General features: G+C 37.4%; 23 protein-coding genes and 1 tRNA gene. 13 read left to right on the plus strand and 11 right to left on the minus strand.

The window, feature by feature from the left end:
- Window positions 1-55: 55 nt before the first annotated feature.
- Window positions 56-625, plus strand: coding sequence for a 2,3-diphosphoglycerate-dependent phosphoglycerate mutase (locus tag AMDU4_RS06340; protein ID WP_290704389.1), 570 nt, complete (start codon window positions 56-58; stop codon window positions 623-625).
- On the opposite strand, the gene AMDU4_RS06345 is transcribed toward AMDU4_RS06340, so the two are convergent.
- Together AMDU4_RS06345 and AMDU4_RS06350 are read right to left on the minus strand one after the other, a co-directional pair.
- Complete coding sequence (locus AMDU4_RS06345; RefSeq protein ID WP_021787155.1) at window positions 626-1,024, minus strand: metal-dependent transcriptional regulator; 399 nt, start codon at window positions 1,022-1,024, stop codon at window positions 626-628.
- 45 nt (window positions 1,025-1,069) lie between these two features.
- Entirely contained in the window at window positions 1,070-1,675 is a 606-nt protein-coding gene (locus AMDU4_RS06350) for a hypothetical protein (protein WP_021787156.1), read from the minus strand.
- A gap of 201 nt (window positions 1,676-1,876) precedes the next feature.
- On the opposite strand from AMDU4_RS06350, the gene AMDU4_RS06355 reads away from it, so the two are divergent.
- Both AMDU4_RS06355 and AMDU4_RS06360 read left to right on the plus strand, forming a co-directional pair.
- Complete coding sequence (locus AMDU4_RS06355; RefSeq protein WP_021787157.1) at window positions 1,877-2,443, plus strand: GMP synthase subunit A; 567 nt, start codon at window positions 1,877-1,879, stop codon at window positions 2,441-2,443.
- 9 nt (window positions 2,444-2,452) lie between these two features.
- Complete coding sequence (locus tag AMDU4_RS06360; protein WP_021787158.1) at window positions 2,453-3,193, plus strand: tRNA (adenine-N1)-methyltransferase; 741 nt, start codon at window positions 2,453-2,455, stop codon at window positions 3,191-3,193.
- Window positions 3,194-3,223: 30 nt separating this feature from the next.
- On the opposite strand, the gene AMDU4_RS06365 is transcribed toward AMDU4_RS06360, so the two are convergent.
- Window positions 3,224-4,141: a transcription initiation factor IIB gene (locus AMDU4_RS06365; protein WP_021787159.1), complete on the minus strand. Its 918-nt coding sequence runs from the start codon at window positions 4,139-4,141 to the stop codon at window positions 3,224-3,226.
- 217 nt (window positions 4,142-4,358) lie between these two features.
- On the opposite strand from AMDU4_RS06365, the gene AMDU4_RS06370 reads away from it, so the two are divergent.
- Complete coding sequence (locus tag AMDU4_RS06370; protein ID WP_290704392.1) at window positions 4,359-4,571, plus strand: hypothetical protein; 213 nt, start codon at window positions 4,359-4,361, stop codon at window positions 4,569-4,571.
- Window positions 4,572-4,583: 12 nt separating this feature from the next.
- On the plus strand, window positions 4,584-5,519 hold the full coding sequence (locus AMDU4_RS06375; RefSeq protein WP_009887474.1) for a transcription initiation factor IIB: 936 nt from the start codon (window positions 4,584-4,586) through the stop codon (window positions 5,517-5,519).
- Window positions 5,520-5,521: 2 nt separating this feature from the next.
- Here AMDU4_RS06375 and AMDU4_RS06380 read toward each other — a convergent pair whose 3' ends face one another.
- Window positions 5,522-5,728, minus strand: coding sequence for a KEOPS complex subunit Pcc1 (locus AMDU4_RS06380; protein WP_021787161.1), 207 nt, complete (start codon window positions 5,726-5,728; stop codon window positions 5,522-5,524).
- Between the two features lie 59 nt (window positions 5,729-5,787).
- On the opposite strand from AMDU4_RS06380, the gene AMDU4_RS06385 reads away from it, so the two are divergent.
- Both AMDU4_RS06385 and AMDU4_RS06390 read left to right on the plus strand, forming a co-directional pair.
- Window positions 5,788-5,872 (plus strand) — tRNA-Leu (locus AMDU4_RS06385).
- 395 nt (window positions 5,873-6,267) lie between these two features.
- Entirely contained in the window at window positions 6,268-6,636 is a 369-nt protein-coding gene (locus tag AMDU4_RS06390; protein ID WP_021787162.1) for an ABC transporter substrate-binding protein, read from the plus strand.
- A gap of 11 nt (window positions 6,637-6,647) precedes the next feature.
- Here AMDU4_RS06390 and AMDU4_RS06395 read toward each other — a convergent pair whose 3' ends face one another.
- Entirely contained in the window at window positions 6,648-8,192 is a 1,545-nt protein-coding gene (locus AMDU4_RS06395) for a transposase (protein WP_021787163.1), read from the minus strand.
- Between the two features lie 39 nt (window positions 8,193-8,231).
- Here AMDU4_RS06395 and AMDU4_RS06400 point away from each other — a divergent pair, with 39 nt between their 5' ends.
- The 3 genes from AMDU4_RS06400 (at window position 8,232) to AMDU4_RS06410 (ending at window position 12,217) form a co-directional block, all read left to right on the plus strand.
- Window positions 8,232-9,968 carry an ABC transporter substrate-binding protein gene (locus AMDU4_RS06400; protein WP_290704395.1) on the plus strand — a complete coding sequence of 579 codons (1,737 nt, stop codon included), beginning with the start codon at window positions 8,232-8,234 and terminating at the stop codon, window positions 9,966-9,968.
- Window positions 9,969-10,229: 261 nt separating this feature from the next.
- The gene (locus AMDU4_RS06405) at window positions 10,230-10,541 is read left to right on the plus strand and encodes a hypothetical protein (RefSeq protein ID WP_021787165.1); all 312 of its coding nucleotides are present in this window, start codon (window positions 10,230-10,232) and stop codon (window positions 10,539-10,541) included.
- A complete protein-coding gene (locus AMDU4_RS06410) occupies window positions 10,538-12,217 on the plus strand; it encodes a transposase (RefSeq protein ID WP_021787166.1) in 1,680 nt (559 codons plus the stop codon). Before AMDU4_RS06405 ends, AMDU4_RS06410 begins: the two co-directional genes overlap by 4 nt.
- A gap of 53 nt (window positions 12,218-12,270) precedes the next feature.
- Here AMDU4_RS06410 and AMDU4_RS06415 read toward each other — a convergent pair whose 3' ends face one another.
- On the minus strand, window positions 12,271-12,462 hold the full coding sequence (locus AMDU4_RS06415) for an IS256 family transposase (protein WP_021787167.1): 192 nt from the start codon (window positions 12,460-12,462) through the stop codon (window positions 12,271-12,273).
- On the minus strand, window positions 12,429-12,563 hold the full coding sequence (locus tag AMDU4_RS06420; RefSeq protein ID WP_021787168.1) for a hypothetical protein: 135 nt from the start codon (window positions 12,561-12,563) through the stop codon (window positions 12,429-12,431). The genes AMDU4_RS06415 and AMDU4_RS06420 overlap by 34 nt, the downstream gene beginning before the upstream one ends.
- Window positions 12,564-13,409: 846 nt before the next feature.
- Between AMDU4_RS06420 and AMDU4_RS06425 the strand changes: the two genes are divergently transcribed.
- A complete protein-coding gene (locus tag AMDU4_RS06425; RefSeq protein WP_021787170.1) occupies window positions 13,410-13,796 on the plus strand; it encodes a MazG-like family protein in 387 nt (128 codons plus the stop codon).
- Here AMDU4_RS06425 and AMDU4_RS06430 read toward each other — a convergent pair.
- Together AMDU4_RS06430 and AMDU4_RS06435 are read right to left on the minus strand one after the other, a co-directional pair.
- The gene (locus AMDU4_RS06430) at window positions 13,793-15,508 is read right to left on the minus strand and encodes an ABC transporter transmembrane domain-containing protein (protein WP_290704412.1); all 1,716 of its coding nucleotides are present in this window, start codon (window positions 15,506-15,508) and stop codon (window positions 13,793-13,795) included. The genes AMDU4_RS06425 and AMDU4_RS06430 overlap by 4 nt on opposite strands.
- Entirely contained in the window at window positions 15,495-17,225 is a 1,731-nt protein-coding gene (locus AMDU4_RS06435) for an ABC transporter ATP-binding protein (protein WP_021787172.1), read from the minus strand. Before AMDU4_RS06435 ends, AMDU4_RS06430 begins: the two co-directional genes overlap by 14 nt.
- Before the next feature lie 399 nt (window positions 17,226-17,624).
- Here AMDU4_RS06435 and AMDU4_RS06440 point away from each other — a divergent pair, with 399 nt between their 5' ends.
- Together AMDU4_RS06440 and AMDU4_RS06445 are read left to right on the plus strand one after the other, a co-directional pair.
- Entirely contained in the window at window positions 17,625-18,005 is a 381-nt protein-coding gene (locus tag AMDU4_RS06440; RefSeq protein ID WP_021787173.1) for a 30S ribosomal protein S8e, read from the plus strand.
- Window positions 18,002-18,250: a signal recognition particle subunit SRP19/SEC65 family protein gene (locus AMDU4_RS06445; protein ID WP_021787174.1), complete on the plus strand. Its 249-nt coding sequence runs from the start codon at window positions 18,002-18,004 to the stop codon at window positions 18,248-18,250. The genes AMDU4_RS06440 and AMDU4_RS06445 overlap by 4 nt, the downstream gene beginning before the upstream one ends.
- A 1-nt stretch (window position 18,251) precedes the next feature.
- Here AMDU4_RS06445 and AMDU4_RS06450 read toward each other — a convergent pair whose 3' ends face one another.
- Together AMDU4_RS06450 and AMDU4_RS06455 are read right to left on the minus strand one after the other, a co-directional pair.
- The gene (locus AMDU4_RS06450; protein ID WP_021787175.1) at window positions 18,252-19,265 is read right to left on the minus strand and encodes a DNA primase large subunit PriL; all 1,014 of its coding nucleotides are present in this window, start codon (window positions 19,263-19,265) and stop codon (window positions 18,252-18,254) included.
- Window position 19,266: 1 nt separating this feature from the next.
- Entirely contained in the window at window positions 19,267-20,340 is a 1,074-nt protein-coding gene (locus AMDU4_RS06455) for an aminopeptidase P family protein (RefSeq protein WP_021787176.1), read from the minus strand.
- Window positions 20,341-20,375: the final 35 nt, after the last annotated feature.

Genomic DNA, 20,375 nt, shown 5'->3' on the forward strand with positions numbered 1-20,375 from the left:
AAACCGGATAACCAAAATTCAATAAAATTATAAACCATTTAATAATATGTTAATTATGAAATATGTCGTACTTATAAGGCATGGGGAAAGCTATACAAACAGAAATGGAATACTTTCCAGTGAACTTAATAAGTACAGGCTTACAGAAGAGGGAGTAGAACAGGCAAGATTTACCGGGGAACAGTTAAAAGGCCTCAAGTTTGATGGCATAGTATCCAGCCCTGTCTTGAGAGCTGTCGAAACAGCGAATATAATAAATCAGTTCTTAAACCTTCAAATAACCACAGACAACAGGGCGGTGGAATCGGATTTTGGGGAATACAACGGCAAGCGGATAGTTGACATACCAGATAAATCACGCAATGAACTGGGCATGGAATCTTTCGAGTCTCAGCAAAATAGAATGATTGATCTTATAAATTCCTATGAGGGGTCATATCTGGTGGTAAGCCACTCATTTCCCATAAGATGTGCACTGGCACATTATCTTGAACTGAACGAGGAAGAAAGTTTCGGCATGGACATAAGGCATGCATCTATGTCAGTAATCGATGTGGAGAATGGTAAAATAATGTCCATAGGCTCACTTCTTCTATCCCAAAGAATAAAAAAGATTTTTGAATAATTATTTAGAAATTACAGGTTTTCCGTGTGGGCAAGTCTGAGGCTGGCCAAGGCTTTTGAAAAGTTTTTGGATAGAAACATCATCCATGAGGTAATCTATTTTCTCTATTTGCTGGCATGCCCTGTCTGAATTTACACCACTTTTTGTGAGCATTATCTCAAGTGTCCTGTGTGCCATTATTATCTCACTGTAAATCATATTTCCATTTGGTGTCAGAGATATCACCCCATTTTTCTTTTCTATAATATTCTTGGATTCTAATCTCTTTACAAGCTCATAGGCTGTAGGGGCTTTGATTTTCAGGATATCAGCAATATTAAACAATCTTAATGGAAAACCAGAATTTTCATGGAGTGCTACAATGCAATCCCTCTCCTTCCGGGTAATATTATATTCCATAGTTATTAGTATAATACTAAAATATTTAAATTTAACTTAAAAGAATTATAACCACATATTATTATCGTCCAAGTTATCTATAAGTTCCCTGCTTATGCCTTTCTGAGCCAGGTAGTACTTATTGGGTATTATTTCCATTTCTATGGCATTGTTTATAACATCCTTTAATGGTATATACCTTATGCCCTTATAGGAAAAATTACCGAAGATCCATGGGGGTATGTCAAAGTAATTCGGAATTCTATGTGGAATTGCTTTTTCAAGCGTTTTATCAAGTATGGATGCTATTTTTTCATTGTAATACCATTTTTTAAAAAATAGATTATTGCTTGCACGGGGCTCATAGACACTCCATTCTATGCCATACCTGGTTTCTTTCCCGGTAAAAACAGCATTTCCGCCAAAATCGTCTATCACAGTTTTAGGCGGCTCTTCTTCTATGCCGGTCAAAGCATTTATAACCTTCACGTGTGGATTTGCCTTCATTTTTATATAATTGCTAATAAGAGATTCTAGTTCTGTAATCTGGCTTACAGACAGGTCATAGTCATTTTCCAGCTGCGTCGATAAATCCGTATAATATTCCACCACAGAATTCTCCGGCGGGTTATTTATCAGTTTAAGGTAATAGAAATAACGTTCGCCATTCATACCATACCACGATATAATAAATCAATGGCAATATTTAATATTATCGTTATTCAACACGTTAAGGAGAATTTTTAAATTAGAATTTTCAAAGATTATATATGGATACGTGGGCGTTTAAACATATAATTGCTGCCTAAGCCGTGCAGGGGCATTGATGCTTCGTGTCTCTTAATTTAAATATATGTATAGTATTATCAACAAATGAAGATAGGAGTTATTGATAACGGTGGCCAGTGGACCCATCGCGAATGGCGGGTTATCAGATCACTTGAAGTGGAATCTGAAATATACCCGAATACTGTAGAAAATGAAAAACTCGACGATCTTGATGGACTTGTACTTTCAGGGGGGCCAGCAAGTATAGAATCTGAAATTGGAAAACTTGGGTATATTAAACAGTACATAGAGACACATAACTATCCAATACTAGGCATATGTGCAGGAGCACAGTTCATTGCCCTTAATTCCGGTTCAACGGTAACCAGGGCTGTTCATCCAGAATATGGGAGGAAGAAGGTGATATTTATCAGGAATGAATCTATATTTAGCAATCTGCCTAAAACAATCAATGCGTGGGAAAGCCACAACGACGAAATTAAAAATTTGCAGGACGAATATGTTTTGTGCGCTTCATCGGACACATGTGAGGTACAGGCATACTACCATAAAACAAAGGACATATTTGCTGTCCAATTTCATCCAGAAGTGAATAATACAGAGTATGGAACAGAAATATTCAGGAATTTTATTAATGTGTGCAAAAAATAGTGGTGATAAATGTTAATCCTAAAATCTGAAGGAATTACAGGAATTCTGGATGAGGGTACTCTTACAGCTTATTTTGGAAAGGAACAGATTAGTCTTCCGAAGAACACATTTCTTGAACCAGGAGACTCGATCCGGATAAGAAACAGAGATTTTCTTGTACTTAAACCAGATTCAATATTCTTCAATGAAATAGCCGGAAGAAATACCCAGGCCATATTGCCATTTGATTCCTCATACATTATCTACGCCGCTGGAATACTTCCGGGTAGCCATATTTTGGAGGCAGGGGCAGGAACGGGTTCCCTCAGTTACTCCATATTAAAGGCAATTGGGAAAGAAGGGAAACTTGTTACCCTGGATTTAAACGAAAAAACAATAGGAATAGCACGCGGCAATATAGAAAAGTTTATGCCGCCGGATAATTGGGAAACCATTGCAGCCGATGTCAGAATAGAGAATTTTAAAGAAAAATACGATGCGGCCATATTAGATATTCCTGATCCATGGAACGCGGTTGAAAATATGAGAAAATGCATAAAACCAGGCGGGTATCTCGTGACATACTCTCCAAATTTCAACCAGGCTGAGAAAAACGTTTTGACTATGAAAAATTCAAAATTTTATGTGCTTGAAACAGTAGAATTAATAAAACGCAATATTATAGTAAGAGAAAACGCCACAAGGCCTGACAACAACATAGTGGATCATACAGCCTTTATATCCATTGGTGTGAGAACTTCCATGATGTAATAAGCTAAAAAGTGCCCGAGAATAAATATGTCATTCCAGGTCATCTAGTCCCAGCCTTTTGCTGATCTCCTTATATCTGTTTCTTATGGTTACCTCGGTAACACCAGAGACTCTGGCCACATCTTTCTGTGTGCGTGCTTTCCCATTTTTCATTGCGGATATATATATGGCTGCTGCCGCAATGCCGGTTGGGCCTTTTCCAGTTGATATTCCAGATTCACCAGCAAGCCTTATTATGTGTTCACTGTCCATAATAACCTGTTTGTCCAGGTCCAGTTTATTGCAAAACTGGGATATATATGAATAGGGAGTTGTGGGCTTCAGATTCAGGGAAAGTTCCTTCGCAAGATGCCGGTAAGCTTTTCCTATCTTTTTTTTATTGACCTCGGAAACCTTAGAAATCTCATCAAGTGTCCGTGGTATGTTTATCATCCTGCAAGATGCGTAAATAGCGGCACATACAATGCTTTCTATGCTTCTTCCCCTTATAAGGTTTTTTTCTACGGCCTTTCTGTATATAAGGGCAGCACTTTCCTTTATATCCTTTGGAATTCCGAGTTTTGCCCCATCTTCATTTAAAACCTGGAGCGCAAGTGCCAAATTCCTTTCTGCAGCATTGCTTACCCTGATCCTCTGATGCCATTTTCTTACCCTATAAATCTGTGATCTGTTCTTATGTGGGATCCTCTTGCCATAGTAATCTTTGTTGGACCATGAGATTTCTGTAGCTAATCCTTTGTCATGGCTTAAATAGCTCATAGGTGACCCTGTTCTAGATCTCTTACCGTCCTGTTCAGAATCAAAGGAACGCCACTCAGGACCCTGGTCAATAAGAAAATCTTCAATAACTATTCCACAGTCAAAACATGTCAATTCACCTCTGTCATAATCCTTAACCAAATGAACAGATCCACATTCTGGACATTTTTTCACTTCATCTGTTTCCATAGACACACCTAAATATTAAAATAGATATTACTTTAAGTATTAAAGTTTTAGTATTTGTATGGTTCATATTTTGTTTAAAAATTTACTTGTAAATTATATAACGATTAAGTAAAATCCGTAATATACAGGTTTATACACGAATATTTTAATAATATAACATATCTTTTTAATAATATTACGAAACATTTATATGCTCAATTTGTATATAGAACTGTATATGAAAACTGAGTGCACAGTAGTACATACTTTCAATAATGAGATATTATTGAAAATTAATGATTGTATCGGACTTCATAACAAACTAGTTAATGAACATGACGCAGTTATCGGTAAGGTCACAAAAATACTTGGACCTGTGTCAGATCCATACGCACTCGCATATATAGCCAGCAAGGATGAAAACATCCAGAAGGTATATATTAAATGTTAAGGTGATAAAAAAATGGCAACAGAAAAGAAAAAAAATATTTATGAAATAGATAAATGCCCAGAGTGCGGTTCTTCACAACTCGTAAGAGATTATGAGAGAGGAGAGTTGGTATGCTCCAACTGCGGCCTTGTCATTGATGACAGTTACATTGATGAGGGACCGGAATGGAGGGCTTTTGACTCGGAACAGAGTGAAAGCAGGGCCAGAACCGGTTCTCCAATGACCTACACAATACACGATAAGGGATTGTCCACAGATATATCATGGAAAAATAAGGATTCCTATGGAAAGTCTATACCTACAAGAAATAGGGCACAGCTGTATAGACTCAGGAAGTGGCAGAAGAGAATAAAAGTATCAAATGCAGCCGAGAGAAATCTTTCACAGGCATTACAGGAACTTGAAAGAATGGCTTCCAACCTCAGTATACCCAATGACGTTCGTGAGACGTCCGCTGTCATATACAGAAAGGCAGTCAAACAGAATATGATCAGGGGAAGATCCATAGAGGGTGTTGTGGCCGGATCCATATATGCAGCATGCAGGATAACCAATGTCCCCAGGACACTGGATGAAATTGCATCAGTCACAAGGGTCAAGAAGAAAGAAATAGGCAGAACATACAGAATAATGGCCAGATATCTTAAACTGAACATACTTCCATCAAAACCAGATGACTACGTGAACAGGTTCTGCTCGAAACTAAGGCTATCTATGGAAGCAAGAAAAAGAGCTGAAGAGATCCTGAAAATGGCTATAGACAACGATTTAACATCAGGCAAAGGCCCTACTGGAGTTGCGGCCGCTGCAATATACATAGCATCACTTATAACCGGCGAGAGAAGAACCCAGAGGGCTATTGCAGAGGTAGCTGGAGTTACTGAAGTAACTATCAGAAACCGGTACAAGGAACTGACTGAAAAACTTAATTTAACCATTGAAGAGTGAATTTATAACTCACCAACTTTTTTGAATGTTTCATAATCTCTTATAATATCATCTACAAGATTGTAGATGGAACTTATTTTTACATTAATTATTTTTATTATAAGTTTATTGTCTTCACATTTCATAGCTATATCCTGATTATTATCCTGTATCAGGGAATTGTATAGGGCGTTGCAGTTTTTTTCATCTATGGAGATGCATAGTTCCATACACAGTCATAATACCATTCATTATAAAATTTATAATATATGATGCAATATAAGTTCAAGCGGAGGTTACCGAGTCAGGCTAAAGGTGATAGACTCAAAATCTATTCCCAAAGGGGTTCGCCGGTTCAAATCCGACCCTCCGCATTATGATAAGGGCTTAATGTGAGCATCAATAATTTAATGTCCAGGGAAAGTTTTAGGCTGGAGTTTAAATATATAAGAAAAAATTGTTTTATACGGACAGATGCATTAACATATGTTAGAGATTTCCACTGGAAATAATTGTTTAATCCCTCTAATCAGTTGATATGAGATGGTGAATAGGGCATCTTACTTTGGTGAGATCGGCTCAGCTCTATATTCTTTTTTTAATGAAAGGTGTTAGAGGCAAAGTAGATTATACTATGATTTAATGTTAATACTAATAGTATAATTATTGAATTAATTATTAAACAACTATTTATAATTAACTTTTATAAAAATTCATGTTAATATATGTTATAAGTAAGTTTAAATATAATAATGTATTAAATTAACAAATGAAAAAAGGATTGAAGATTATAATAGTAATTGTGGTTGCTATTATCCTGGTGAGTACAGCATTTTTGGTTTTGTACCACCCGACACATGCATTCACAGATACGTCTCAGACAGCCGCTCCAGAACAACTTGATCCTGCAACAGGGTTTTTTTCGACTAATGGTCCATTATTCGCTGCAGTATTTCAGACTCTGGTAGAATTTAACGGTAGTTCAACGAGCGTAGTACCAGTATTAGCTAGCCATGTTTACAATGTCAATGATACCCATTATACGTTTGATATAAGGAGCTATGCTAATTTCAGCAATGGCCAGCAGTTAAATGCCTCATCAGTATGGTTTTCCTTTGCAAGAGGAGTATTAACCTGATCTCCCTACTTTTACCACCATGATACTGAGTTCAGTAGATCAAGTATATCCTTCTGTTTCTTTGTTCTCTCCAGTTCCTTAAGGTCACCGTTCTGATCCTCTATCATATGCAGTTTCTCAAGCTCAAGGAACATTCTCTCCATGGAGTATTTCTCATTGAGCTTAGTGGATTCCATGCCCCTTCTCAGAGCTGATCTTATTAATAGTGAAAGAAAGAACACAAATACTGTTCCACGGATTGTGGATTCCTTATGATCCCTGAGTGGAAATATATCCATATCAGTTTTGAGTATACGAAATGCCTTCTCTATGGCATCCCTGTGCCTGTATACACTCAGGCAGGAAGATCCTGAGTATTCTCCCCTGTATACTAACAGGAATCTTCCCATCCTGTTCTCTGCAGCAGATATGGCATTGTCTCTTGCACTGGTAACAACAGCATTATTCTCAATCCTGTATGTGATATACCTCATGTATGAACCTGCAATAGATTCTATGCTCTTCTTAATTCCCCTCCTCACCTGCAGTGACTCTATCCTTTTCCTGCGTTCCATTATGTTCCTGTGCAGATCAGCACGTTCATCACTCTCCCTCCTGACATCATGGTAGAAATAGCCCTGGAGTTCCAGATCCTCCATAGAGAATGATACATGCCTGCAGAATATTGGGTATCCCTCATACATTATTGCATTGTCTGCCCTGTCCACTGTTTTTGATGCACTGGAATATACTGCTTTCACCTCCTTTCTCATGAATGATGCTGCGATGATATATTCCGCTTCCCTGAGGAGCCTGAGATTGTCCATAGAGAAGAAGCCACGGTCAAGGATCAGTGCAATGTCTGAAATGACTGGCTGTAGTTGTTCCACAACCCCTCTCAGTGTTGTGACATCAGGAATGCTTCCTGGATATATCTCAAATGATAATGGAAGATGGCGGTCCCTCTCCATGACAAGGCTGAGATTTATCTGCTCAAGTTCAGGATGATCCTTTGCATGCCCATACTCGAATATTGATGCAGATGAATATGATGGTATTGATGTGATATCATAGAGAAGGGAATTGCCCGGATGCAGCTTCTTTATCAGATCCTGTGAGAATCTGCGATAAATATCGGAGGAACCAATCTTCTCCATGAGTTCGCTGTTTCTCGGCGAGTCCAGATTAACTGGATATACAGTGGAGAGATATGTCCCCCCATACCATGTTGGTATGGATGACATGGGCAATGGCCTTACAACCTTTGATATTGCCAGTGCAATAACCTTCTGGCTTTCCCCATCAGTAAGATAGGACTTCAGCATGTCCTGGATGCCTGTCTGTTTTACAATATCCATGATGGGAATGAAGGGGCCATAGACAAGTGATCTTCTGGGCAGTACTGACCGCACCTTCCTGACCTCGCCTTTATCTTCCTTTCCAGTGTATTTGTAATGATATTTTGTGTTCCTGATCGCTGGATCATAGTATGGAATTCTCTCATATACGTAAACAGACCCGTTGACTGTCTTCCTGATCTTCTGAACCTTTCCTGTAATGATGGTAAATACCACCATTATTAATAAATATTTCTATGCTGGAAACAACGGAAACAATTGGTTCAGTTAAAATATAATGGTGGTAAAAAGCGGGAAATCAGGGTATTAATGGGCCAGGGTCCATATGCAGCTGATTATTCCGGAATATTATTCAATGGAACAATGTCTGCAGTGACTGGTGTCACACTTCCAAATGGAACAATAGGGGCACTTGAAAACGCTGGATATACTATACCACATAATGCAAAATATACAATTAATGGAAAAACCGTTTCGAATCAATTAAACTATACCGTAGCTGGAAATGATCTTGCGGATATATTATCTCACTTCAACTATAATAAAACAGATATGAAGGTAATGGAATATAAAAATCAATCCTTGGTTGTAAATTCCAACGACAATATAACAATTAACACTGTACATAAATATGCATACCTACTTCAGGATATAGCTGGATGGTGGGGAGACATAGTGGAACCAAGTTACGTTGATGCACATGGAGGAGTACAGGCAAATACACAAAATTCCTACGCTAATGCAAATGGCATAATAGGATCCGGGCCATATGTAATTTCAAGTGTTGGAAAAGGATTCTCCACAATAGTTTTAAAGGCTAATCCCGATTACTGGGTAAATGGGCATAATAGCAGTGTTCCATCAATAGCACAGCCTGCACATATAAAAACCGTGGTTATAGATTACGGGCTATCCCATGCAGACAGATTGGAAGATTTCGATAAGGGAATATCGCAAATATCTGTTGTTGGGCCAGCATCATTCAAGCAAATGATAGATGGATTCCACAACACAACAGAGAGAAATTCAAAACTTGTTCACTCGTATAAGAGAACTGCAAGTTTCTATATATCCATGAATGTTGCCTATAATTACACCAATAACACCCATTTCAGGGAAGCTCTATATGACGCTTTGAATTATTCAGCCGAATTAGGAGTGTATAACAACAACTTTAACGGAACAGCTGAAGCATATAATGAGTTGGGACCACTGTCTCCAGTATATGGCAATAATTATTATAACCCGGATGGCTTTTCGATGCCTGCCCAGAATCTCATCGCAGCTGTGCAGAACCTAACTATGGCTGCCAGTGAGTTTAATGGAACTCCGAATGCTTTCTACGTGACTTTACCAAATGGCACTCACATAGGAGATTATCCGCATGGAAAAGATCTATCCGCTTCTTCAAATGCATTCGACATAACATATATATCCCCATCTAATCCAACTCTATCAGCACAACTGACAATAGCTATAGATTCATTCAAACAAATTGGAATAGCATTCACCTCAAGCGGTGTCACGGAATCTGATGTTAGTACATGGTCAACAAATACATCTACACCCCAATTTGTGGATTTGGGTTGGGGACCGGATTACCCAGATCCGATTGGCCAGCAACTTATACCAATTTACTCGCCTGCTGATGGAGGAGCATTTGGTGGGAACGATGCATGGGTTAACAATAGTACTTTGAACCACTACTTTACAAACCTTGACTTTGAAAATGCGACCACACAAATACACAACATGAAAAATGTTTCAAGAATTGTATATGGTCAATATGCATACATGTGGTTACCAATACCTAACGACGTTTTCTTTGTTGCACCAGATGTTCATGGATTTGTGTTTCACTCCCTCCCATACTTATATTTCTACAATCTTATGACAGTAACAGGAAAACTTACATCAAGTGTTGGATTTCTAACTATATATACACTGGTAGTATCTATTGAAATGGCATTTACAAACGCTGTACCAAAATTTTAAATTTATAATTTATAACCTAACTTCGCAAATTTTAGAGAGTGGAATTTCATAATGACATTATTTTACCACACTTTCCGGCATCTTTCGACACAAAGATTTATTGGTTTCTAATCCTTATAGAAATTAATGGAAAACTAGGTAAAGAAGAGTGGTAAACCTATGGCAATTATATCCCGTCAGATAAATAATTATTTTTTATGGATTTTTTATTGAAAACATTGGGTACCGAAAGGTTTATATTGTGTGTGGTAATTACCATACATGACTGTGATACCGCATAAGGTTAAGAGGCATGGAAAGGAATATTACGAACTCATTGACGTGAAAAGGGTGAAAGGAAAGACTGTCCAGAAGTATGTCGGATACCTGGGGAAGAACCCGAACTCAAAGAAGGAGATTGAGCCGGGTGATCTGCTACTATACATTACCAGACTCCTGGACAAGAATATAAGCCAGGAGGATATTGGTTCAATACTTAAGAAAATCGGCATCGGTTATGATGCATGGCCAGTAACAAAGATCATCATAGAGAACGATTTAAAGATGAATAAGGTATTCCTGAAGCTGAAATGATTCCAGCAATAGTGTTCAGATATCCATCACATGTATGTCCGGAATGCAGGGCACATCTCATTGCATACAAGACAGAGAGGAGGATCGTCAGGTCATATTCCATGGGGGAGTTTACTGCAATCCACAGGATCATGAAATGCAGCAACCATGGAACATTGTTTAGATCCAGCATGCTGGAATCACTTGTAAGTCCCCATTGCACCTATGCCAATGATATTATGGTGGAGGCTGCCATGGGCAGGTTCATAAAGGGCTATTCATGTTCTGAGATATCGGCAGGATTAAACAATAGCATATCTGAATCCCATGTGAGGCTGTTAAGCAATAGGGGAATGGATATATTAATGGAGATACATGAGGAAAACATTCCCAGGCTAAAAGATGCAATGAATTCATACATACTGCAGATAGACGGTACAACAGATTCTGAATTTTCTATGGTTATCGTTGTGAGGGATGCCATATCCGGTTTCACACTGTATGCAGAGAAATGCCATTCAGAATCATTTGAGAGTGTAAAGGATATACTGGTGAAAGTAAAGAAGAATTTTAAAATACCTTCAGGGGCAATATCAGATATGCGTGCAGGTATACTGGAGGCACTTAAACATGTATTTCCTGAAATACCCATAAGGATATGCTTAATGCACTTCCTCCGTGACCTTGGAAAGGATCTCCTGAGTGATATGCATACAGATCTTGGCATAATGATCAATAAAATAGGTATAAAATCACCATTGAAATCATTGCTCAGGTCAATTCCAGCATATAACCAGTCTACCCTGTATGAGGTGGAGCAGGGATTCTGTACAGACCGCAAAGGCATGGAAGCCATGTCAGTAAGGAAGATACTTGAATCCATTCTCTCTGTTAATGGAAGTTCTGGATATGGCTTTCCCTTCTCACTTAACCATCTGAACTTCTATCTCTCATGCATGGAGGCAGAAAAGAAACTCAATGATCTTTCAAGTATCATAAAGGATGAGGATTCCTTAAAATTTCTCAATACTGCAATAAATAAGATCGAACGCATAACAAAAAATAGTGCTATTAAGGAAACTGCAGACAGACTATCAGATATAAATATGCTCTTCCAGAAGATCAGGAATGCATTCCGCATGCCTGAGAAAGGCAATCTTTCAGATATTATAGAGGATGATGATTCAATTCAGGAAAAGTGTGATATTGTGACAGGTGAGATGGAGATATACCTTCACACGAATATTCCTAATCATATGTTCACTGCTGCAAAGCATATAGTTGCCAAGTATCATGAAAGAAAGGCCATGCTGTTTGCCAATAATCCAGAACATACCATACCGAGGACAAACAACAATATGGAACAGTTCTTTAGAAAACTACGCAGGAATGTGAGAAAGAGGTGTGGAAACATTGCTACAGGAAACATTCTTGCACAGAGCGGTGTATCCTTAGCAATATTCCAGAATATGGACAATCCAGAATATGTTAAGATTGTCTTCGGAGATAAGGATATTCCATCTGTATTTGGAAAGTACAGGAAACCATTCAAGAAACCTGGAATGACTAAAAACAGGATTCTGAAACTGATAGATACAGGAACAGATATGATGCTCAATGATTCATTGCCCGATACTCCCTATAATGATAAAATGATGGATAAAGCCAATGAAGCACGAAGCATGAATGTTTATTAGCTAGAAATTATGGAACTTTCAACAATATTCTTCTGAGAGCAATTATTATTTGTCTAACGGGATATAATCGCCATAGTGGTAAACGATCTATTTATATCCTTCATTATTGACACAACAAGCCTCAACAATGACTGATCAGATGGGAATACACCAATCTTCCTGGTTCTTCTTTTCAATTCTAAATTTAATCCCTCCAAGACATTTGTGGTTGTTAATCTCTTATGGTCACTGGGAGTGAATGCCATCTCTCAAACATCTCTGATACTTTCTCCATTCCATTATCAACAAGGATATCGTATGCTGTTGATATGAGAGATTCATTCTCCAACGCCTCCTTCCCTATCATTGTGGATACTAAAGACCATTTCTTCTTCGAAATAATTTTAATGAGTTGTCACCCGGTATCCAAGAATCTCGGTCTATTGCATAATCATTTTTGGAGCAAATAGAAATATAAGAAGTTGCCCGTATGTTGATTATAATTAAGTCTATTCAAAGTTAAAGAAAATATATTATAGCTATGAAAGAACCACTGGATTTAACCTCGTTCAAAAGGCGGTCAGGATTATTGCTGGAGGATAATTATGGTAAATCGAAAGACAATATAAAATACCTGGAATAATAAACTATCTTGCCAAAATGAGACCGCTGTATAATATACAATTTAGACGGTATATTTTTACTGGAAATTCAACAAACTAAAGGAGAGGAAACGAATTATGCAATTGACTGAATTTATTCAATAAATTTATATCGCCAAAAACCTTTGAGGCTTATGGCAGATAAAAATTCTAAGAAAATTAATGAATCACCAGACATTGTTTCAAACTTGACTTTCGAGAATAGGTTTATGGGCAATCTCATGCAGAAGTCCTTTTACACGGATTGACCTGTCAATTCTTCAAAAATTATGTTGGTACGATACTCAATATTTTTCCGGGATAGGGTATCTTCATCTTATCAATTATATTCCTGGCATTTTCTAATTCAAATCCATGGGTAATTATTGCCATCTAATGTCCTGACCGGTATTGCCTTTAATACCGACAGCATATAAGATATAACACATAAGAGAACATGATCCTCTCTCCTCCTATAATTATAATAGTTCTTATGAATTTGCAATAATTTATTATATCATCTACTTGCCCACCAAAAATTAACTATTTATTCTCTCATTCAATATGGATTCATGACCGATATTAAGGAGTTGCAGGAAATAACAAGGGAATTCATAGACAAACGGGACTGGAGAAAATTCCACACAATCAAAGATCTTGCAATGAATTGTTCAATAGAATCCGGCGAACTTATGGAAATTTTTTTATGGAGAAACAGCGAATTCGAAAATAATATAGTGGGCGGAAAAGACAAGGATTCACTTGAAATGATAAAAAACGAGGTTTCTGATATTTTATTTTCATGCTTTGCAATAGCGGATCACCTTAAGTTTAATCTTGAGGATGCCTACAGGCAAAAAATGAGCGAACTGGACAAAAGGTATGATGTTGAAAATGTAAAGGGGAAACTGGTGAAAATTCCGTCTCCAGATAACATGAAGAAGGATAATCACGATTAAATCAATAATTTATTTTTGATGTAAAGGTCATAGAATCTTGTTCCTTTATTCATTAAGTGATCCGGTGCCCCCTCTTCCAGTATTCTTCCATTGTCAATGTAATAGATATAATCTGAATTTATTATGGTTTCAAGATGGTGTGCTATTATAATTATTGTTTTTCCTTCCATAAATTTGAATATTGCATTCTGAATTATTCCTTCATTCTTCATGTCCAGTTGCGAAGTGGCTTCGTCCATAATAATTATCTGCGGGTTGTTCACTGCAGCCCTTAATATGGAAACGGCCTGCCTCTGGCCCTCGGAAAGGTTTGTACCACGTTCACCCACTTCAGCATACAAGCCCAGGGGGCCAATAATACTTTCCAGGCCCAGTTCCGAGATTTTTTGGAGAACAGTATCTTCCGGTATGGATGAATCTGCAAATCTAACGTTATCCAGTATTGTCCCATCAAACAGAAAGGGATCCTGAAGAATTACACCAAAAAGTTTTCTGTATTCCATGGTATTAAAATCATTTATGTCTATGCCGTCCATATATATGGTACCTGCATCAGGTTTATAAAAATTCAGGATTAAATTAGATGTGGTTGTTTTGCCTGCGCCAGTTTTTCCTATTATGGCAATTCTCTGACCTTTCTGAATAATCATTGAAAGATTATCAATAATCCTTTCCTGCCCATATGAGAACGTAACGTTGCTCAGCATTATATCCCTACTGAACGCTGGTGTTTTCTCTCCATTGACCTTATAATCCTTTTCTTCATCTATTATCCTGTAAATTCTCTCTATGGCAATAGATGAGGACTGGTATGAGTTATAGAACTGGGATAGCTGAACTATGGGGTTAAAAAAACCCTGAACGTAAACGATAAAGGATACAAGAATTCCGATGCTTATAATTTTCCCAAAAACCTCAGTCCCACCTTCATACAGGACAATCATTATTCCAAGGCCCTCTATCACTTGAACTATGCTGGAAAAGAGTGATGTGAGCCGCACTGCCTTCAGATTTGCATAGTAATTATTAGAATTTACAGTATCAAAGTTACCGTTGAATACATTTTCTGTACCTGAACTTTTAACTGCTTTTATTCCATTGATAGATTCACTGACATTGCCAGTCAGCTCTGCTATCCTTCTCCTTACATTCATATAATTGAATTTTATTTTCTTATTCATAAGAAATATCGTCGCCAGGAGCATGGGTATTATAATTATTGCATACACAGTGAGAATGGGGTCAAGATAAACCATAATGAATATGGAAGCTATGATTCCCGCTATGCCTGCAACCACCTGTGGAAGCTGGAATGTCAGGAAATCAGACAATGTTTCCGCATCATTTGTTATCCTGCTTATAATCTGCCCTGCATTCTTTCCAGCATAGTATTTTAATGGGACATACTGGAGATTTTTGAATGCCCGGTCCCTGAGATCTTTTATTACCGCCTGGGATGTGTTCATCATATACTTTGTTCTTCTGTTTTCTGCTCCATAGTTAACTAAATATATGCCAAGATACAGTATAGCCAGCACTATAAGTATTTTAAATTTCAGTGCTATTATAGAATCCGTGGCAATACCTATTAGATAAGGTCCAATCATTGCAATAATAGATGATCCCAGTATGGATGTGATTATTATAGCAGAGTTTCTTTTGTATGCAAGTATTTCCCTGAGAAGCCTTATAAAATAGTTATTCAATGGCATCACTCCTGAATTTCCTTGCAAATAGGCCTGAGAAATACCCCTTTTTATTTATAAGTTCCTTTATATCTCCATACTCCATGATGGCACCCTTTTCCAGGACATATGCCTTTTCTGCCAGCATTACCGATGATAGTTTATGGCTTATGATTATTGTGGTCTTTCCACTGATAAACCCTTCAATAGTGCTTAGAAATTTTGTCTCTGTGTCTGCATCAAGGTTTGATGTTGAATCATCGAATATGATAATTTGTGGATTCCTTATAATTACTCTTGCAATCGCCATTCTCTGTTTCTGCCCTCCTGAAAGAGTTATTCCCCTCTCGCCCACTGGTGTGTCATAACCCGATGGAAGGCTATCAATAAAATCGTCCAGCATGGAAAGTTTAGCCGCTGCCCTTATCTGTTCTTCAGGATAATCCTTGCCCATAGTTATATTATATCTTATGGTTCCTGAGAATAGTATGGCATCCTGTGAAACAATACCGATCTTCTCTCTTATCAGTTCATCATTTATTTCCCTTAATTCAGTCCCATCAAGGTAGGCATGGCCGGTGTAATTTTTATACAGGCCTGAAATAACATTTACAAGAGTGGTTTTGCCTGATCCAGTCTCACCAACAATAGCCACTTTATCACCGGCATGGATGTCCATTTTAATGTTTTTCAATATTGTGGAATTATTGCTTTTATACCCTAAATTTTCCAGGTTTATATTGCCCTTGATGGGGGGTGCCAGTGTACCCTTTTCATCGCAACCGTCGCTGTTAATGGAATTAATTCTGTCAAGGCTGGCCATGCCATTCTCATAGAACGATATGTATCGCCCATAAAATCTAACTGGCCTTAATACCAGGGTAAAAATATTGACAGCTGCGATCACGCTTCCAACAGAGATAACTGAATCTATGCTCTTTATTCCTCCATATATCAAAACAAAACCTATTGCAAGGCTTAATAAGAGTGTGAGCAGGGGGTTGTACAATGAACGTACACCTGCTATGCCCTTGTAATCGTCAAAATATGAATCTGTAGAATAATCAAATTTTTCAATTTCTTCTTCCTCTGCTGTAAAACTACGTACAACGCGGTTTCCTATAATATTCTGATTAAGTATATTGTTCATCTTGCCATATTTGTCTCTCAGTGAGCGCCAGAATTTTCTCTGCTTTCTCTGCATAAGGAAAGTAAAATAAATTATGGGGGCTATAACAATAAAGAATATTATCGTGAAACCATAATATAATCTGGTCAGATCAATGCCGGCAATTATTATAAGGAATGTCACACTGAAAAGATTGGAAAGTGACATATTTACAAGCCTTCTAAGAGTCTCAATATCCATGGTAAATTTTGACAGTATATTCCCGGTGGAGTTATTATTGAAATACTCATAGTTTTTTGACAATAACCTGCCAAATTCGTTCTTTCTTAAATTATAAACAAATTTTTGGCTTGCCTTGTTAGAATAATAATCAATTATAAAATCAAATAATGAAGAGACCACTGTAACTGCAAAAATCAGGAGGGCAAAATGAAGTATAATTATATAATTCTTTGAAACCAGGTAATTTACAGAATCTCCTATGTATAATGGAACTAACAGGCGCAAATAAGCATATGCAAGTGATGATGCAATTACAGCAATTATAAGATACCATACACTTCTTATATTTCTAAATATAATTGAATATCTGTTCACAACATAATCAAATTGCATTTCTGTATTTTTATTTTATGTATTTTAACTCGCAGGATAAGCCATGAAAAATCACATGATTGTGATTGTTTCTGTGAAATTCTCTGCAGGAAACTGGAAATATCTCAGTCTTCCTGCTGGACATAATGCAGATAAATGTGTATACAAATTGCACCTAGACAGGGATATTCGCCATGGCAACTTGGTGCCTCCAAAGCGGCTGCACTGTAACCAGCAACAGGCTCTCACAAAACTGTAAGGATCGTGCGGTGTGGAAAAAAAGCTATGCGAAAGTGATAGTCCCTGATTTGTATAAGAAGGCTATAGTTTGCACGCAAAATTCAACATGAAGCATTGTCAATCAGAAACATTTGATTTTTCATAAATAAACTTATATAATTACAATAAATAAGGGATGATATGACAATTTATCAGGGTAAAAGCACAAAGAAGTTTACAGGAGGAAAGTTAAGAAGGAACCACTCAAAGAGAAGATATGAACTCGGCAGGGAACCTTCATTTACCAAAGTCGGGGATACAGAACGCAGGTCTCTCAGAACCATGGGAGGAAACAGGAAATTATTATTGCTGAAAGAACACTATGCTAACATTTACAATCCTGAAAACAAGACAACGAAAAAGCTGAAAATATTGACTGTGAAAGAAAACAATGCCGATCCGCATTATGTCCAGAGAAATATAATGAACAAAGGGACAATAATATCCACGGATGAAGGAAATGCAGAAATTACATCCAGGCCTGGCCAGGACGGAATAATCAACGCAGTATTAATAAAATGATAACACTTTATTCCCAATATTTCAATCCAAATATTTCCAGGAAATACGGCCGCAGAATTAGCAGGGAAAGAGCTAAAAATTATTCTGATGAAAAACTGGAACACATACTAAATACAATGAATGTTAAATATGAGGTTAGAGATGCCCATTATTCCAGAATCCCATACGAAGATTCCAGAATGTTTATAATTGAGGGAAATATAAAAAAATCAACAATAATAAAAATTATAGGGGAAAAGTTATAGGTTACTTCTTTTGCATTCTTCTTGAATTTTTCTTTTTATACTCATAATATTGCATAGGATGCTTTATTTTGATGCATAATGTGTCATCTCCCATAAAACAAAGATGGTTGGATTTAAGTGTGGCGCATTTGGGTGGAGAATATTCCGTGCCAGATATAATTCCGGTGATATGGTTAACCTGATATGTTGTAAGATCTTCCTTGAAATCCGGAACTGATTTGAATAGATTTATCATGTCTTCATTGGTCATTCCTGCATTGTGCAGGAAGCTTACAAGAGTGAAACGTGCCAGATGGGCAAGATTTTCACCATCCCGCATCTGCGTAATATATGTTTTTATGCATGGTGGAAACATTGTGAAATCGACATCTCCCAGTGATATAGTATTTTTAGCCTTTATTTCAAGAAAATCTTTTTTTATTTTATCAAGGTCTCCAAGAAATTTCCTGAATACATTCTGTGAATCTCCTGGACTAATTACATTGTATACACCCATAAGTTTTACAACGAAATCTTCCCGCAAAAGATGTATGAACTGATCTTTGCTGACGTCAATGGTACCTTTTCTGATTTTCTGGTATACAAGCCTGTATTTGTATCCTGACAGTTTTTTATTGTTTTTTATGAAGAAATCAAATGGTATGTGAAATGCATCGCCATCCACACTGGCTTCTATTCCTGCACCGTCGCAGTAAAATATAATATTTTCATTATCCTCACTGGAAATCTTGTAAAGTTCCTTCTCAAAAACATCTCTCTGGGTAATGACAAATCTGGATGTCATTCCCGGTTCATTTATGTAGCGAAGCATCCACATGGCAATGGCAAATGCCTTTTTCCCCATGGTGATGTTGTATCCCTCATTATCAGCATATTTTCTCACAAGGCCGTTCAGATAGTCAAATGCTTCTCTTACAGATCTGCGGTCGTCAGGATCAAGTGAATTTACCAGTTTATCTATACGACCACCGTTTTCAATAAGCCTGAAATCAACAAAGAAATTTGATGTTATCATTTCATAATTCCATAAGTTCCCTTGGGGCGCTGGTTATTTCCTCGTGGCCATTTTTCTTTATAATCAGATCGTCCTCAATTCTTACCCCTCCAAATCCGGGTATGTAAACTCCAGGCTCATCTGTAATAACCATGTTTGCCTTAAGCATAAAATCAAGTGTTGGAGACAGTGCCGGATGGTCGTGTACGTCTAAGCCCACACCATGGCCCAGGCTATGTATGAATCTCCCCGGGTATTTTTCGTCAATTATTTTTCTGGCGATCATGTCTACATCCTTGCCATTAATTCCAGCCTTCAAAGCGTCTTTACTCTCCTGCTGTGCCAGTTTAACAGTTTCATACATATCTCTTTGTTTTTCGTCAGCCCTCCCGAATACAACTGTCCTTGTTGTATCTGAGCAGTATCTGTTATACAGTGCACCATAATCCATGAGCACAAAATCGTTTTTCTTCAGTTTTGCATTGCCTGGCATGTAATGTGGCATTGCAGAGTTTTTTCCAAAGGCTACTATAGTTTTAAAAGATTCCCCGGAGGCACCGTTTTTCATCATTGCATATACTATATTTGCAGCAAGTTCTGATTCTGTCATGCCCTCTTTTAGTGTTTTTATAAAATCCTGAAAAGAATCGCTTGCTATTTTCGCTGCTTCCCTTATATTCTTTAATTCGGATTCTTCCTTTATTTTTCTTGCTTCATCAATGGACTGGGAAACATCAATGAATTCCTTATCAGGTATAATCTTCATGAGTTGCTTGTAAAGTTCAAGAGTGAGTGCAGAGTAATTTAGCCCCACATTTACATCATTCTTAAATGCATTCTTCAAGATCTCATTTCTTTCTGATACTGTATTGTAAACTAACACATCGAACCCCGTTTCCTTTGCGGCTTCTTCTTCCAGTGCAGATGTGATAATTGTGATCTTTTCTGGTTTGACACGCAATATTGAACCCTCAAATATGCCTGATTTCGCCCCTGTGAGGTAAAAAAATGTTTTGTCTACCTGATTTTCTCCACCATTTATTATAAGTATGGAGTCGATATTCCTCACATAATCAAATATTCTCTTTTCTTTCATTATTACTTATTTTGATTATTAATATAACAATTTCG

The organism is Ferroplasma sp. Type II, assembly GCF_000496155.1.